Here is a 14368-nt window from a genome sequence, read left to right as displayed (position 1 = left end):
GAGCGCTCCCGCACCTCGCGGCTCAGGAGGCCCGGGCCTCCCGTCCGGCATCCGCGGGCGCGGACTCCGCGTCCCGGGCGGGCCAGGGGGGTTCCGGTAGCCTCGCGGCGTGACGGAACAGCACGCCCATCGGTTCGAGCGGGGCACGGACGGGCCCAAGGTGATCGTGGTCGGGGTGGACGGCTCCGACTCCTCCCTGCGGGCCGCGGCCTACGCCGCCGGCCTGGCCCGCCGGCAGCACGCGCTGCTCGCCGTGGTGTACGTGCAGCCGGTGCTGGCGGCGGGCGCGGCGCTGGGGGCGCCGGTGGCGGAGACGACGGACGAGATCGCCGAGGACCTGGTGGCTCAGATCCGGGAGTCGGCCGAGCGGCTCAAGGGGATATTCGAGGTCCGCTGGGAGTTCCACACGTTCCGCGGCGATCCGTACAACGGCCTGGTGTCGGCGGCCGACGAACTGAAGGCGGACGCGGTGGTGGTGGGTGCCTCGGAGCAGGCGGGCCACCGCATCGTCGGCTCGGTGGCGGTACGCCTGGTGAAGGCGGGGCGGTGGCCGGTGACGGTGGTGCCGTAGCGGGGTGACGCCCGGGCGGTGCGGCAGGTGATCGCCCGGGGCCGTGCCGGGCCGCTGGTGCGCGGCCGGGCCGTCGTGAGCCACCGTCAGGTGTCCGCGGGGCTGTGGCGGCCGGGGGCGGGGCTACTCCCCCATCACCAGTCCGTCCCCGGCGGCGCCGCGGCTGAGTACGACGTCGCGGATGCGGTCGCGGACGGCCCGGACGTCGGCGCCCTGGGCGATCGCCCGGTTGAGGTTCACGACGCGGCCCGCGTCGACGTCGAACAGCTGTGGGACGAACTCCGCCTTCGTCACCTTCCAGCGCTCGCCCGGCCGCGCGGGCGGGGCGAAGGTGAAGCGGCCGAGGGTGGACTGGTTGCCCCGCGGGTCCTTGGCGCCCTCGTAGTTGGTCATCTCGCCGGCGATCTGGTCCCCCATGCCGTAGATCACCCAGGTGCCGTTGATCTTCTCGTAGGCCTGCGGGACGTGTGCGTGGGTGCCGAGGATCAGGTCGATGTCGGGGCGGTCCCCGGTGCGTGCTGCGGTGAGGGTCCGGGCCAGGGTCAGCTGCCGGTCGTCGGGGGCGTCCTGCCACTCGGTGCCCCAGTGCAGGGAGACCGCGACGACGTCGGCGCCCGCCCGGCGCGCGGCCCGGGCGTCCTCGATGATCCTGGCCTCGTCGATGAGGTTGACGGCCCACGGCTGCCCGTCGGGGAGGGGGAAGCCGTTGGTGTCGTAGGTGTAGGCGAGGTGGGCGACCGTGGCCGTGCCGGCCCGCAGGACCGTCGCCGTGCGTGCCTCCTGTTCGGTGCGGGCCGATCCGGCGTGCCGGACCCCTGCGCGGTCGAGGGCGTCGAGGGTGCGGCGGATGCCGTCGGCGCCGTCGTCCAGGGTGTGGTTGGAGGCGGTGGAGCAGCCGTCGTAGCCGGTGACGGCGAGGGCCCGGGCCACCTCGGGCGGGGACTTGAAGGTCGGGTAGCCGGTGTAGACGCCGTCCGCGCCGTAGACGGTCTCCATGTGGCACAGGGACAGGTCGGCGCGGGAGACGACGGAGCGGATCCCGGCGAGCATCGGGCGGAAGTCGTAGCCGGTGCCGCCGGCGTCGAAGCGGGCCCGGTCGATGATCGTGCTGTGCGGGAGGACGTCACCGGAGGCGACGAGTGTGAAGCCGCGGGGCCCGGCGGCGGCCGGTGCCGGGCGTCCGCGGTCGGGCTTGTCGTGGCCGCGGGCCTGGCAGGCGGCGCCTGCGGCGAGGACGACGGTCAGGGCCAGGGCGATCTGTCGACTGCGCGCGAGCATGCATTCACCCCACTGTGGGCGTTGTGGTCGTATTTACGCACAATCAGGAAAGGAGGCTCTCGGCGCCTCACGCGGCTCCGACACGCTCATCAGCCCGTCCGGCACCCACATGGCCGGGCCCTCGACCGTTCGTCGAACCGTTCGTCGACGCGATCGACCGTCCGCCGCACAGCCGGGTACGTGCCCTGTGCCGGGGCCACGCCCTGCGGTGGCATACGGCCATGACGGCCGGATCCACTCTCACGAACGGAACGACCGCCGAGCACGAGCTCGCCGCACTGCAGCGGGAGCACGGCCGGCCCCTCTTCGCGCTGCTGCTGCGGCTCTGCGACGGCGACCGGCAGCGCGCCGAGGACCTGGTGCAGGAGACGCTGGTGCGTGCCTGGCAGCACCCCGAGGCCCTGCGCGCCGACGACTTCGACTCCGTGCGGCCCTGGCTGATGACCGTCGCGCGGCGGCTCGCCATCGATGCCCGGCGGGCCCGCCAGGCCCGTCCGCCCGAGGTCGGGGACGCGGTGCTGGAGAACGCGCGGGTCATCTCCGATCACGCCGAGCGCGCCGCCGCGATGCTCGACGTCCGCCAGGCTGTGAAGACTCTCACTCCACAGCACCGTGAAGTCCTGGTGCTCGTGTACTTCCAGGGGGCGAGTGTGGCGGAAGCAGCGGCGACCCTCGGGATCCCGCCCGGTACCGTGAAGTCCCGCGCGTACTACGCGCTGCGAGCCCTGCGCAGGGTGCTCCCGGGTTACGCCGCCGACCTGCGGTGAAACCAATGGATGGGTCAAGCCTCCGTAAAGCGCCTTGCCGATGACCCCGGTTGAGTAATCGGCTGTTCTCATCCGTGTTCCGGAGGGGGCCGTCAGCGTCCCCGGGGGCCCGGTGTCGGGCAACGCGCACGTACCGGAGGAAGGCAGGACGGGATGCTGGACAGAGAGCAGGGGAGCACGGACGGCGCCGGCGGCGAACTGACCGTACCCATGGCGTGGTTGTACGCCGAGTACATCGCCGACGAGCTGCTGCGGACGGGCGATCTGATGCCGCCGACGTCCTTCGAGTTCCGCGCCGGGCGGGACGCCCTGGCGCTGACCATCTTCCTGTCCGACACCGACGGGGAGCTGTCCGGCATCCGGGTCGTCACCCAGCTGGAGACGTGGCTGTCGCTGACCGCGTACGACCAGCCGTGGCAGGAGTGGGTGCGCGAGCGGCTGGCCGAGCTCGCCGCGGGCGCCGCGCGGTCGGGCGGCCCCGCACCGGACCTGGACCTCGCGGAGGAGGCCTGGCGCTGGCTGCAGGAGACGGAGCTGCTGGCGCCCGATCTGAACGCGGTTCCGGGCGGTGCTCCGGTGGTCGGGGAGGACGACGGGCCGAAGGTCTGGACGCCCGCCTGGCAGCTCGGACTGCCCCTGGGACACCTCGCCATCCATCTTTTTTGAGATTCTGCGGCCCCGGACCAATCCGGGAGCCTGAGGGCTCCGAATCTATTGGTTGCGATTGTGTCACCGGCTTGAGTGATTCCGCCGCCTGGTCCGTACCGGTGGGAGCAAGGAGTAACCCCACCCGCACCCAACGGCACGAGGATTCGGCATGAGGTCCCTGGAGAGGCATCGCGACGTCGCGGCCTACGCGCTCGGCGTGCTGGACGAGGCGGAGGCCTTCCGCTTCGAGGACCACCTCATGGAGTGCCCTCGGTGCGCTGCAGAGGTGACGGAATTCGGCCCCACCGCACGGCAGTTGATGCTGTACCGGCGCTCCACGCCCCGGTTCGTGCACCCGATGGCGCAGCCCGGGCCGCGCATGCTGGACGCGCTGCTCGCCGAGGTGGCGACCCGGCGCCGGGCCGGACGCAGACGCCTGCTGTTCGCCCTGGCCGCCTCGGTGGTCTTCGCGGCGTCCGTACCGGGCATCGCCATGATGGCCCAGGGCAGCAGCGGCGAGGAGGCCCGCACGGTCGCGGCGACCGACGCGCGGACGGGGGTATGGGCGCAGGTCACGACGGCGGACGAGGCCTCGGGCAGCCAGGTCGAGCTGAAGGTGAAGGACGCCGCGGGGCCGCGCGCCTGCCACCTGGTCATCGTCGGACGCGACGGCACCGAGGAGACCGCGACCAGCTGGCACGGGCCCGGCCATGACGCCGACCCCGACACGATGATGGCCAGCTCCTCCATGCATCCGGGGCAGATCGCCCGCTACGAGATCCGCTCGGCCTCCGGCGAGGTCCTGTGGAGACTCCAGCCGAGCTGACCATCCCTCCGCCCGGTCACCGGGCGCTCCCCACGCCCCGCTGTGAGGCTGCCGGACGACGCGCCCGGGAGATCACCGGGTGCCCGCGGTCCCGGCGGAGGGCGGACGAGGTGACGACGGCAGAGACCGGCGACGGCGCGACGATCCATGTGTCCGAGTGGACACCGCCTCCGCGCGGGGTGCGGCCCCGTCTCACTTGAGCAGGCGGGACATCCTGCGGTCGGCGAGCGGCTTGCCGCCCGTCTGGCAGGTCGGGCAGTACTGGAGCGAGGAGTCGGCGAAGGACACCTCGCGGACGGTGTCGCCGCACACCGGGCAGGGCTCGCCGGTACGGCCGTGGACCCGCAGTCCGCTCTTCTTCTCGGCCTTCAGCCGCCCGGCCGCCACGCCCCGGGACCGTTCGACCGCCTCGGTGAGCGTGTCGCGCAGGGCCGCGTACAGCCGACCGGTCTCCTCCTCGCTCAGGGACGCCGCCAGCTTGAACGGCGACATCCTCGCCGCGTGCAGGATCTCGTCGCTGTAGGCGTTGCCCACGCCCGCGATCAGGCTCTGGTCGCGCAACGCGCCCTTGAGCTGACGCCGTTCCCCGGCCAGGAGTTCCGCCAGGCGCCGTTCGTCGAAGTCGTCCGCGAGCGGGTCGGGACCGAGCCGGGCCACGCCCGGGACCTCCTGCGGGTCGCCCACGACGTACACCGCGAGCCGCTTCTGGGTGCCGGCCTCGGTCAGGTCGAACCCGGCGCCGGTCTCCAGGGCCACGCGGAGCGCGAGGGGGCCCTTGCCGGGGCGGGGCGGGCCGTCGGGGAGGCGGTCCTTCCAGTGCAGCCAGCCCGCGCGGGCCAGGTGCGTCACCAGGTGCGGGCCGTCCGCGGTCCGCACGTCGAGGAACTTGCCGTACCGGCGTACGGCGGCGACCTCGTGGCCCTCCAGCGCGGACAGGGGCGGGTCGTACGTCTTCAGGACGCTGATCGCCACGGGCAGCGCCCGGACGATCTCGTGGCCGACGAGGTGCTCGGTCAGGAAGTCCTTGAGCGCCTCGACCTCGGGGAGTTCCGGCATGGGTCCAGAGTGCCACGCCGGGTCAGCCGGAGTCGGGCACCACGAACTCGCACCACACGGCCTTGCCGCCGCCCCGGGCCTCCACGCCCCACACGTCGGTGAGCAGCTCGACCAGGAGCAGGCCCCGTCCGGAGACGCCCGAGTCGCCCGCCTCCCGGCGGCGTGGCAGGGCGCTGGAGGAGTCCTCGACCTCGACGCGCAGCCGGCGCTCCGAGCCGGTGAAGGCCCGCAGGGTGACGACCGCGGAGCCCTCGGTGTGCATCAGGGCGTTGGTGATCAGCTCGTCGGCGACGAGTTCGATCTCGTCGGCGCGCTCCTCCGCTCCCCACCCGGTGACCGCGGTGCGGATCATGTGCCGGGCCTCGGCGAGGGCCCCGGGGTCGCCGGGGGCCACGTGCCGCTGGAGCCGGCGGCCGGACTGCGGGCCGTCCGGACCGCGGCGGCGCAGCAGGAGCAGCGCCACGTCGTCGTCGCCGCCGCGCTCGGCGGCCACGTCGATGAGCCGGTCGGCGAGGTCCCGTACGTCCTCGGGGCCGGTGTCGACGAGCGCGGTGAGGGTGCGCATGCCGTCGTCGAGGTCGGCGCCGGGCTGCTCCACCAGGCCGTCGGTGCACAGCAGCAGGGTGTCGCCGGGGTCGAGCTCTATGGTGCCCACGGGGTAGTCGAGGCGGCCGAACTCCGCGGACAGGCCGAGCGGCAGTCCGCCGGGGACGGTGACGCGGCGGCAGGAGCCGTCGGTGTGCCGCACCAGCGGGTCGATGTGCCCGGCCCGGACCATCTGGAGCACGCCGGTGGTCAGGTCGGCCTCGGCGTAGAGGCAGGTCGCGGAGCGGTCGGTGTCGAGTTCGTGCAGGAAGACGGAGGCCCGGGCCATGACGGTGGCCGGGGGATGCCCCTCGGCGGCGTAGGCGCGCAGCACGATGCGCAACTGGCCCATGACGGCGGCCGCGTGCGTGTCGTGGCCCTGGACGTCGCCGATGACGGCGCCGACCCGGCCGCCGGGCAGCGGGATCAGGTCGTACCAGTCGCCGCCGATGTCCCGCCCGACGGAGCCGCCGATGGTGGCGGCGCGGTAGCGCACGGCGACGTCGGCGCCGGGCACGCTGGGGATGGTCCGGGGCAGCATGGCCTGCTGGAGGCCCTGCGCGAGGTCCATCTCCTGCTCGTAGAACATGGCCCGCTGCAGGCTCTGCGCGATGCTGCTGCCGAGGGCGACGAGGATGTTGCGTTCCTCGGACGTGAAGCCGTACCGGTCGCTGTAGAGCAGCCCCACCACGCCGATCGGCCTCGCCTGGACGATGAGCGGCAGATAGGCGGCCGAGGTGATGTCGAGGTCGGTGATGTGGGGCCACAGGATCGGGTAGCGCTCGGCGAACTCCTGCGGGGACTCGATGAAGCACGGGCCGAGGGTCCGGACGGCCTCGCTCATCGGGTAGGGCTCGTCGATCCGGGTGACGCGGGTGCCGGGCACGAAGCTGTCCGCCGGGCCCTCGGCGACCAAGCGGATGCGGCCGGCCTCCACCAGGCCCATGACGAGGCTGGTGGCGCCCAGGTGGGTGAGGCCGTGGGTGTCCTTGAGGACGTCGATGACGTCCTGGACGGTGCGGGCGTGGGCGAGGGCGGCCGTGGTGAGTTCGACGACGCTGGTCTGCCAGCGTCGGGCCTCGTCCTGGGCGGCCTGGTCGCGGCGGGCGGCGCTCTCGCCGAGTTCCTGGGTGGCGTCCCGGATGATGCCGATGATGCGGCGGGGGCGCCCTGTGTCGTCGCGCCGGATGTAGCCCTGGGTGTGGGTCCAGCGCAGGCTGCCGTCGCGGCGGCGGATGCGGAAGTAGGCGCCGTAGTTCTCGCTGCCGTCCTTCAGTGCCTGGGAGACCGCGGTGTCCAGGCGCCGGGACTCGTCGGGCGGGACGCGCTTGGCGAGGGTTTCGGGGTGGTCGTCGTATTCGTCGGGGCGCACGTCGAAGACTTCGTGGGCCTGGGCGTCCATCTGCATCAGGCCGGTGTCCAGATCCCAGTCGAAGCTGCCCATCCGGTTGAGCACGAGGATCGGGTCCGGGTGGGCGGGCCAGTCGTCCGGGAGGGACAGGGCGCTCGCTCCCCGATCAGCCATGGGCCCACCTTGCCAGGATTCGTCCGATTCTTCGACCGGATGGATGTGCAGAGTCTACGAGCCGCTCCGCCGGAGCGGCCCTCAGTCGGTGAAGACGTTTGTGGAGCTGTCGGGGATGCGTTCGGCGGCCCCGCCGTCGGGAACGAGCCCGGCGCCGTCGGGCGGATCGGGGGTGTCCGGGACGGTGTCGGGTCCGACCTCGTCCGGGCCGCCGGGATCCTCCGGGTCGGCCGGCCGGGCGGGAGGCGGGGCGGTCTCCGCGGCTGACGGTACGGGCGCACCGAGGTCCGTCTCTGCGCTGCCGGTGTCCACGGGAGTGTCCGTGAGGCTCGCGTCTGCCGGGGCGTCCCAGGGGGATGCGCTGTGCGTGCCGGGGCCCGGGTCCGGGGCCGGGGTCCGGGACGGCTGCGGAGGGTGGGTCGTCCAGGCGGGCGGGGGCAGAGCCCGGTCGTGGCGTACGTCGTGGCCGGTGCGACGCTCGATCCAGGCCCGGGAAGCGGTGTCGATGATCGTGAAGCCGGTGACGGCCCGCGGGGCGGGGGTCACGACGATCACCTCGCCGGGGCGGTAGCCGGGCCAGGGCGTGCCCGTGGTGACCGGCGTGCCGCGCGGCGCCACCGGAGGGCGGAGCGGGTTGCCGCAGGCGCAGCGCAGGCGCGGCAGGCCGCGGTCGTCGACCAGGACGGCGGTGCCGGCCTGGAGGACGGACTGGTGGCGGGTGATCCGTCCGGCCCGGAAGCCGTGGCCCGTGACGCGGGTGTCGGCGCGCAGGACGACCGGCGTCAGGGCGCGCACGTGGTCGGGGACGGAGGCCGGGGAGATACCCGCGGCCTCGGCGAAGGCACGGCCCCGGGCGGGGTCGCGGGTCAGATGGCCGATCTGCCGGCCGATGTCACAGCTGCCGGTCCGCTCGGTGCCGCCGTACAGGCCGGGCGTCGCGCCGGAGAGGGAGCGCGGCCCGTCCGAGGCGGTGGAGGCCCGGTCGGTGCCGGCCGGCGTTCGCGGGGCGGGGGACGGGGTAGCCGCCGTGAGGGCCGTTGAATCCGTGAAGGGGGCGGGTCCCGGATCGGCTGCAGGCTGGAGGAGGAGTTCACCCCCGGTGCCGGTGCCGGTGCCCGCGTCGTCGCCGCGGCCGGGGGTGCCGCCGCGACCGGTGGTGCCGTCGCAGCCCGAGAGGAGGAGCGCCGCCGACAGCACGCAGGCCAGGACGGAGGTCCCGGTGGGTGTCCGCACCTCGCCCTCCCGCTCGCCTCGGCCCGCTGCCAGCCGTTCGTCACTATTGTTTGCTTCGCTCACTCGGGTCACGCAACCGGAGGGGTGGTGCACGGAGCGTGACGACGTGCGCCGCACGAAGAGGAGGAGCGCACGGCCGTGGAGTGGTTCACCGCATCCGACTACTGGCTGACCCGGCTGGTCTTCCAGCGGGCGCTGGCCGCCGTGTATCTGGTGGCGTTCCTGACGGCGGCCCTCCAGTTCCGGCCGCTCATCGGGCAGCGCGGCATGCTGCCCGTGCCGCGGTTCGTGGAGCGGGTGCCGTTCAGGCGGGCACCGAGCCTGTTCCAGTGGCACTACTCGGACCGCTTCTTCGCGCTCTGCGCCTGGGCGGGCTGCGGGGTGGCGGCGGCGCTGCTGGCCGGGCTGGACTCGCTGCTCCCGCTGTGGGGCGGGATGCTGCTGTGGCTGGTGCCGTGGGTGCTGTACCTGTCGATCGTCAACGTCGGGCAGACCTGGTACTCGTTCGGCTGGGAGTCACTGCTGCTGGAGGTCGGCTTCCTCGCCGTGTTCCTCGGCAACGACGAGGTGGCGCCGCCGGTCGTGGTGCTGTTCCTGCTGCGGTGGATCCTGTTCCGGGTGGAGTTCGGCGCGGGGCTGATCAAGATGCGCGGCGACGCGTGCTGGCGCGAGCTCACCTGCCTGGACCACCATCACGAGACCCAGCCCATGCCGGGTCCGCTGAGCTGGTTCTTCCACCATCTTCCCCGGCCCCTGCACCGCGTCGAGGTGGCCGCGAACCACGTCACCCAGCTCGTCGTGCCGTTCCTGCTGTTCACCCCGCAGCCCGTCGCGACGGCCGCCGCGTCGCTGATGATCCTCACGCAGCTGTGGCTGGTGCTGTCGGGCAACTTCTCCTGGCTGAACTGGATCACGATCGTGCTGGCGCTGTCGGCGGTGCGCTTCCCGGCCGATCCGCCGGAGGTGCGCGAAGCGCCCCTGTGGTTCGTGGTGGTGGTGCTCGCGGTGGCCACGCTGCTGGTGGGCCTCGGCTACCGGCCGGTGCGCAACATGCTGTCCCGTCGCCAGGTCATGAACCGCTCCTTCGACCCGCTCCATCTGGTCAACACCTACGGGGCGTTCGGCAGCGTGAGCCGGGTGCGGTACGAGGTGGTGGTGGAGGGCACCAGGGACGACGTGCCGCGTGCGGACTCGGGCTGGCTGGAGTACGAGTTCAAGGGCAAGCCGGGCGATCCCCGGCGCTGGCCCCGCCAGTTCGCGCCCTATCACCTGCGGCTCGACTGGCTGATGTGGTTCGCGGCCCTCTCCCCCGCCTACGCCGACCCCTGGTTCGGAACGCTGGTGGAGCGGCTCCTGGAGAACGACCGGGCCACCCTGAAGCTGCTGCGCCGCTCGCCCTTCCCGAAGGACGAGCCCCCGCGGTACGTGCGCGCCCGCCTGTTCCGGTACCGCTACACGTCGTGGCGCGAGCTGCGGGAGACGGGCGCGTGCTGGGAGCGGACGTACGTGAGGGACTTCCTGCCGCCGACGCGGCTGGCAGGGCCGGTTCACAGACCGTAGACGCGGGTGGCGGGGCCGGTTCACAGACCGTAGAGGCGGGTGGCGGGGCCGGTTCACAGACCGTAGACGCGGGTGGCGGGGCTCACAGACCGTAGACGCGGGTGGCGGTGGCCTCGAAGATCTGCGGGTGATCGTGCGGGTCGGTCAGCCGGCGTGTGGCGTCGAGGATGCCTCCATAGGCAGCTCCCAGCGTGGACACCGGCCAGTCCGAGCCGTACATCAGCCTGCCGGGCCCGAAGGCCTCCAGGGCCACGTCGGCGTAGGGGCGCAGGTCCTCGACGGTCCAGGAGGCGAGGTCCGCCTCGGTGACCAGGCCGGACAGCTTGGCGGCCGTGTTCGGCAGGGCGGCGAGGGCGCGCAGGCCGGACGCCCAGGGTTCGAATGCGCCGGAGGCGATGGGCGGTTTGCCCAGGTGGTCGAGGACGAAGGTGAGACCGGGCAGGTCCGCGGCGGCCCGGACGCAGGCCGGGAGCTGGTGGGGCAGGACGACGAGGTCGTAGACCAGTCCGGCGTCGGCGACGGCGGCCAGTCCGCGCCGGACGTCCGGGCGCAGCAGCCACGCGGGGTCGGACTCGCCCTGGACCTGGTGGCGGATGCCCTTGAGGTACCGCCCGCCGGGGAGTTCGCGCAGCCGGGCGAGTTCGTCGGCGACGTCGGGGCGGGTGAGGTCGGTCCAGCCGACGACACCCGCGATCAGCTCGTGTTCGCCGGCCAGGCCGAGGAATTCGGGGGTCTCCTCGGGCACGGTGACCGTCTGGACGAGGATCGTGCCGCCCACCCCGGCGGCCGCTGCCTCAGGTTCGAGGTCCCTCATAGTGAAGTCACGTCGGAGCGGGGCAAGTTCGGGGCCGGTGATCCAGTCCTGGTCCCGGACGGACAGGTCCCACACGTGGTGGTGGGCGTCGACGACGGTCATGACGGCAGCTCCCAGACGACGGGCAGGCCCGCGTCGGCGCCTTCGCCGGAGTAGTCGTGCGCGACGTCCAGCAGTTCGGCCATGCGGGCCTGCCAGGCGACGTTGACCGGCAGCTTCTCCAGTTCGGCGAGGAGCCGGGCGTAGTCCTCGCACTCCAGGACGTGGAAGAGGTTCGTGCCGCTGCGCCAGATCGTCCACGAGGTGGCACCCGCGGCGCGGATGGCGTCGGTGAGTTCCTCCGGCACCTCCCGGTGGGCCGCCTCGTACTCCGCGACACGGTCGGCGCGGACCTTGGTGTGCAGGGCGACCCTCATGACGGCTCCTTCGGCGCCTCGGCGGGGACGGGTGCCTCGGTCGGCAGCAGGCCTTCGGCACGCAGGTCCTGCCAGAACCCGGCCGGTACCCGGGCGGCGAACTGATGGGCGCAGTCGCGCACTTCGTGGGCCGAGCGGGCGCCGACGAGGACGCTGGCGACGGCCGGGTGGGCGGCGCAGAAGGCCAGGGCGGCGGCGCGCAGCGTGGTGCCGTGCCGGTCGGCGACGGACTTCAGGCGCAGGGCCCTGTCGACCAGCTCGGAGGGCGCGGCGGTGTAGTTGTACGTGGCGCCGGGTCTGGGGTTCGCCAGCAGGCCGGAGTTGAAGGCGCCGCCGATGACGACGGAGATGCCGCGTTCGTGAGCCGCGGGCAGCAGGGTGGTGAGGGCGCTTTGGTCGAGCAGGGTGTAACGGCCGGCGCAGAGGACCGCGTCGACGTCGGTGTCGCGGACGAAGCGGGTGAGCATCTCGGCCTGGTTCATGCCGGTGCCGATCGCGCCGACCACGCCCTCGGAGCGGAGCTTTTCCAGCGCCGGATAGCCTTCGCGGAAGGCCTGTTCGGCGTGCTCGTCGGGGTCGTGGAGGTAGACGACGTCCACCCGGTCGAGACCGAGCCGTTCCAGGCTGGACTCCAGGGTGCGGCGGATGCCGTCGGCGCTGAAGTCCCACACGCGGCGGTGGGTCGCGGGCACGGCGAAACCTCCTGCCAGGTCGTCGCCGCCGCCGTCCGAGGGCTCCAAGCGGCGCCCGACCTTGGTGGAGAGGGTGTACCGGTCGCGGGGGTGGTCGCGCAGGGCGGCGCCCAGGCGGCGTTCGGAGAGACCGAGGCCGTAGTGCGGTGCGGTGTCGAAGTAGCGGATGCCCCGCTGCCAGGCGGCGTCCACGGCCTCGTGCGCCTGGGCCTCGCCGACCTCGGTGTACAGGTTGCCGATGGCGGCGGCGCCGAAGGAAAGGGCGCTGACCTCGACGCCGCTGCCGCCGAGCCGGTTCACCGGGCCACCGGGCGCAGCCGCAGGCCCTGCATGCCGCCGTCGACGGCGAGGGCGGTGCCGGTGGTGGCGCCGGACAGGGGGCTCGCCAGGTAGGCGATGGCGCCGGCGACCTCGGCCGCCGAGACCAGTCGGCCGGTGGGCTGGCGGGCCTCCAGGGCGGCCCGTTCGGCGGCCGGGTCGGGCGCGGCGTCGAGGAGGCGTCCGACCCACGGGGTGTCGACCGTGCCCGGGTTGACGCAGTTGACGCGGATGCCCTCGCGGACGTGGTCGGCCGCCATGGCGAGGGTCAGGGAGTACACCGCGCCCTTGGTGGCGCTGTACAGGGCGCGCTGCGGCAGGCCGGCGGTGGCGGCGATGGAGCAGGTGTTGACGATCGCGGCGTGTGCGGAGGCCCTCAGGTGGGGCAGGCAGACGCGGGTGGTGCGCACCATGCCGAGCACGTTGACGTCGTAGACGCGGTGCCACTCGTCGTCGGGGTTGTCCTCGACGGTGCCCTGGGCGCCGATGCCCGCGTTGTTGACCAGCACGTCGAGCCCGCCGAGGTCCGCGACGGCGGCGGCGACGGCCTCGCGCACGGAAGCGTCGTCGGTGACGTCCGCGCGGTGGGCGAGCAGCGGCTTGCCGACCGGCGACGGGTCCAGGTCGAGGACGGCGACCTGGGCGCCGCGCTCGGCGAGGAGCTCGGCGGTGGCCCGGCCGATGCCGGAGGCGCCGCCCGTCACCAGGGCCCTCAAGCCCTCGAAGTCGCTCATTCGGCCTGCTCCCTCTTGTCGTCGAGGTCGGCGGCCCAGAACGCGCCGCCCGGGTAGGTGTACCGCGCCAGCGACTCGGGCCGCATGGCCGCCGAGAAGCCGGGCGCGGTGGGTGCCGTGTACCGACCCTCGCGGATCACCACCGGGTCGAGGAAGTGGTCGTGCAGATGGTCGACGTACTCGATGACGCGGTCCTCGGTGGTGCCGGAGAGAGCCACGTAGTCGAACATCGACAGGTGCTGGACGAGTTCGCACAGGCCGACGCCGCCCGCGTGCGGGCAGACCGGCACGCCGGACTTGGCCGCGAGCAGCAGGACCGCGAGGTTCTCGGGGACGCCGCCGACGCGGGCCGCGTCGATCTGGACGACGTCGAGCGCGCCGGCCTGGAGGAGTTGCTTGAAGACGATGCGGTTCTGCACGTGTTCGCCGGTGGCGACCTTCACGGGGGCGACGGCCCGGCGGATCGCCGCGTGGCCGAGGATGTCGTCGGGGCTGGTGGGCTCCTCGATCCAGTACGGGTCGAACTCGGCGAGCGCCTTGGTCCAGCGGATCGCCTCGTCGACGTCCCAGCGCTGGTTGGCGTCTACGGCCATGCGTACGTCGGGTCCGATGACCGAACGCGCCACGCGGCAGCGGCGGATGTCGTCGTCGAGGTCGGCGCCGACCTTGAGCTTGATCTGCCGGAAGCCGCCGGCGACGGCCTCGGCCGCGAGCCGGGTCAGCTTCTCGTCGTCGTAGCCGAGCCAGCCGGGCGAGGTGGTGTAGGCGGGGTAGCCGGACTCCAGCAGGCGGGCCGTGCGTTCCCCGGCGCCCTCGCGGCCCCGGCGCAGGAGGGTCAGGGCCTCCTCGGGGGTGAGGGCGTCGGTGAGGTAGCGGAAGTCGACCTGGCGGACGATCCATTCGGGTTCGGCCTCGGCGAGCAGTCGCCACAGCGGCAGGCCGGCGCGCTTGGCGGCCAGGTCCCACACGGCGTTGACGACGGCTCCGATCGCCATGTGCATCACGCCCTTCTCGGGTCCGAGCCAGCGCAGCTGGCTGTCGCCGATCAGGTCGCGGTTCAGGGTGGAGGGATCGGCGCACAGCTCGTCGAGGTCCCGGCCGACCAGGTGTCCGCGCAGTGCCTCGATCGCGGCGACTTGCACCTCGTTGCCCCGCCCGATGGTGAAGGCGAATCCGTGCCCCTCGTGCCCGTCGGGCGCGTCCGTGCGCAGGACGACGTAGGCCGCCGAGTAGTCGGGGTCCGGGTTCATCGCGTCGGAGCCGTCGAGTTCGCGTGAGGTGGGGAAGCGGATGTCGTGGGTGTCGACCGCGGTGATGCGGGCGGGCGTCGGGGACACGGAGTGCC

General features: G+C 73.2%; 14 protein-coding genes. 5 read left to right on the top strand and 9 right to left on the bottom strand.

From position 1 onward, the window contains the following. Positions 1-109 precede the first annotated feature (109 nt). Positions 110-571: a universal stress protein gene (locus tag RFN52_RS35760; RefSeq protein ID WP_184852860.1), complete on the top strand. Its 462-nt coding sequence runs from the start codon at positions 110-112 to the stop codon at positions 569-571. 123 nt (positions 572-694) lie between these two features. Here RFN52_RS35760 and RFN52_RS35755 read toward each other — a convergent pair whose 3' ends face one another. Next, positions 695-1849: a CapA family protein gene (locus RFN52_RS35755; protein WP_184852857.1), complete on the bottom strand. Its 1155-nt coding sequence runs from the start codon at positions 1847-1849 to the stop codon at positions 695-697. Positions 1850-2070: 221 nt separating this feature from the next. Between RFN52_RS35755 and RFN52_RS35750 the strand changes: the two genes are divergently transcribed. The 3 genes from RFN52_RS35750 to RFN52_RS35740 all read left to right on the top strand — a co-directional run bounded on the left by RFN52_RS35750 (position 2071) and on the right by RFN52_RS35740 (position 4090). After that, the gene (locus RFN52_RS35750; RefSeq protein WP_033307886.1) at positions 2071-2616 is read left to right on the top strand and encodes a sigma-70 family RNA polymerase sigma factor; all 546 of its coding nucleotides are present in this window, start codon (positions 2071-2073) and stop codon (positions 2614-2616) included. Positions 2617-2769: 153 nt separating this feature from the next. Further along, the gene (locus RFN52_RS35745; protein WP_184852854.1) at positions 2770-3282 is read left to right on the top strand and encodes a hypothetical protein; all 513 of its coding nucleotides are present in this window, start codon (positions 2770-2772) and stop codon (positions 3280-3282) included. Between the two features lie 151 nt (positions 3283-3433). Further along, positions 3434-4090 carry a zf-HC2 domain-containing protein gene (locus tag RFN52_RS35740; protein WP_184852851.1) on the top strand — a complete coding sequence of 219 codons (657 nt, stop codon included), beginning with the start codon at positions 3434-3436 and terminating at the stop codon, positions 4088-4090. A gap of 192 nt (positions 4091-4282) precedes the next feature. On the opposite strand, the gene RFN52_RS35735 is transcribed toward RFN52_RS35740, so the two are convergent. The 3 genes from RFN52_RS35735 to RFN52_RS35725 form a co-directional block, all read right to left on the bottom strand. Then, positions 4283-5146, bottom strand: a complete 864-nt coding sequence (locus RFN52_RS35735) for an Fpg/Nei family DNA glycosylase (protein ID WP_184852848.1) — start codon at positions 5144-5146, stop codon at positions 4283-4285. Positions 5147-5168: 22 nt separating this feature from the next. After that, positions 5169-7256 carry a SpoIIE family protein phosphatase gene (locus RFN52_RS35730; RefSeq protein WP_184852846.1) on the bottom strand — a complete coding sequence of 696 codons (2088 nt, stop codon included), beginning with the start codon at positions 7254-7256 and terminating at the stop codon, positions 5169-5171. 81 nt (positions 7257-7337) lie between these two features. Next, on the bottom strand, positions 7338-8489 hold the full coding sequence (locus RFN52_RS35725) for a DUF6777 domain-containing protein (protein WP_184852843.1): 1152 nt from the start codon (positions 8487-8489) through the stop codon (positions 7338-7340). A gap of 138 nt (positions 8490-8627) precedes the next feature. On the opposite strand from RFN52_RS35725, the gene RFN52_RS35720 reads away from it, so the two are divergent. Continuing rightward, a complete protein-coding gene (locus RFN52_RS35720) occupies positions 8628-10049 on the top strand; it encodes a lipase maturation factor family protein (protein WP_184852840.1) in 1422 nt (473 codons plus the stop codon). A gap of 82 nt (positions 10050-10131) precedes the next feature. On the opposite strand, the gene RFN52_RS35715 is transcribed toward RFN52_RS35720, so the two are convergent. The 5 genes from RFN52_RS35715 to RFN52_RS35695 are packed head-to-tail and all read right to left on the bottom strand — an operon-like array spanning position 10132 to position 14360. Continuing rightward, positions 10132-10965, bottom strand: a complete 834-nt coding sequence (locus RFN52_RS35715; RefSeq protein WP_184852837.1) for an amidohydrolase family protein — start codon at positions 10963-10965, stop codon at positions 10132-10134. Continuing rightward, a complete protein-coding gene (locus RFN52_RS35710; protein ID WP_184852834.1) occupies positions 10962-11279 on the bottom strand; it encodes an L-rhamnose mutarotase in 318 nt (105 codons plus the stop codon). The genes RFN52_RS35715 and RFN52_RS35710 overlap by 4 nt, the downstream gene beginning before the upstream one ends. Then, positions 11276-12271 (bottom strand): aldo/keto reductase, encoded by a 996-nt coding sequence (locus tag RFN52_RS35705; RefSeq protein ID WP_184852831.1) that lies wholly within the window; start codon positions 12269-12271, stop codon positions 11276-11278. Before RFN52_RS35705 ends, RFN52_RS35710 begins: the two co-directional genes overlap by 4 nt. Continuing rightward, positions 12268-13023: an SDR family NAD(P)-dependent oxidoreductase gene (locus RFN52_RS35700; protein WP_184852828.1), complete on the bottom strand. Its 756-nt coding sequence runs from the start codon at positions 13021-13023 to the stop codon at positions 12268-12270. The genes RFN52_RS35705 and RFN52_RS35700 overlap by 4 nt, the downstream gene beginning before the upstream one ends. Then, the gene (locus RFN52_RS35695) at positions 13020-14360 is read right to left on the bottom strand and encodes an L-fuconate dehydratase (protein WP_184852825.1); all 1341 of its coding nucleotides are present in this window, start codon (positions 14358-14360) and stop codon (positions 13020-13022) included. Before RFN52_RS35695 ends, RFN52_RS35700 begins: the two co-directional genes overlap by 4 nt. Between the last annotated feature and the right edge of the window lie 8 nt (positions 14361-14368).

The organism is Streptomyces collinus (assembly GCF_031348265.1).
GTDB classification, from domain to species: Bacteria; Actinomycetota; Actinomycetes; order Streptomycetales; family Streptomycetaceae; genus Streptomyces; species Streptomyces collinus.
Note: the sequence above shows the minus strand (reverse complement) of the source record. Positions and strands in the feature narration are given on the sequence as shown.

Coding starts and splice junctions, on each gene's coding strand:
- RFN52_RS35750 (WP_033307886.1), top strand. CDS start 2,071: ATGACGGCCGGATCCACTCTCACGAACGGAACGACCGCCGAGCACGAG.
- RFN52_RS35755 (WP_184852857.1), bottom strand. CDS start 1,849: ATGCTCGCGCGCAGTCGACAGATCGCCCTGGCCCTGACCGTCGTCCTC.
- RFN52_RS35730 (WP_184852846.1), bottom strand. CDS start 7,256: ATGGCTGATCGGGGAGCGAGCGCCCTGTCCCTCCCGGACGACTGGCCC.
- RFN52_RS35715 (WP_184852837.1), bottom strand. CDS start 10,965: ATGACCGTCGTCGACGCCCACCACCACGTGTGGGACCTGTCCGTCCGG.
- RFN52_RS35735 (WP_184852848.1), bottom strand. CDS start 5,146: ATGCCGGAACTCCCCGAGGTCGAGGCGCTCAAGGACTTCCTGACCGAG.
- RFN52_RS35745 (WP_184852854.1), top strand. CDS start 2,770: ATGCTGGACAGAGAGCAGGGGAGCACGGACGGCGCCGGCGGCGAACTG.
- RFN52_RS35740 (WP_184852851.1), top strand. CDS start 3,434: ATGAGGTCCCTGGAGAGGCATCGCGACGTCGCGGCCTACGCGCTCGGC.
- RFN52_RS35710 (WP_184852834.1), bottom strand. CDS start 11,279: ATGAGGGTCGCCCTGCACACCAAGGTCCGCGCCGACCGTGTCGCGGAG.
- RFN52_RS35700 (WP_184852828.1), bottom strand. CDS start 13,023: ATGAGCGACTTCGAGGGCTTGAGGGCCCTGGTGACGGGCGGCGCCTCC.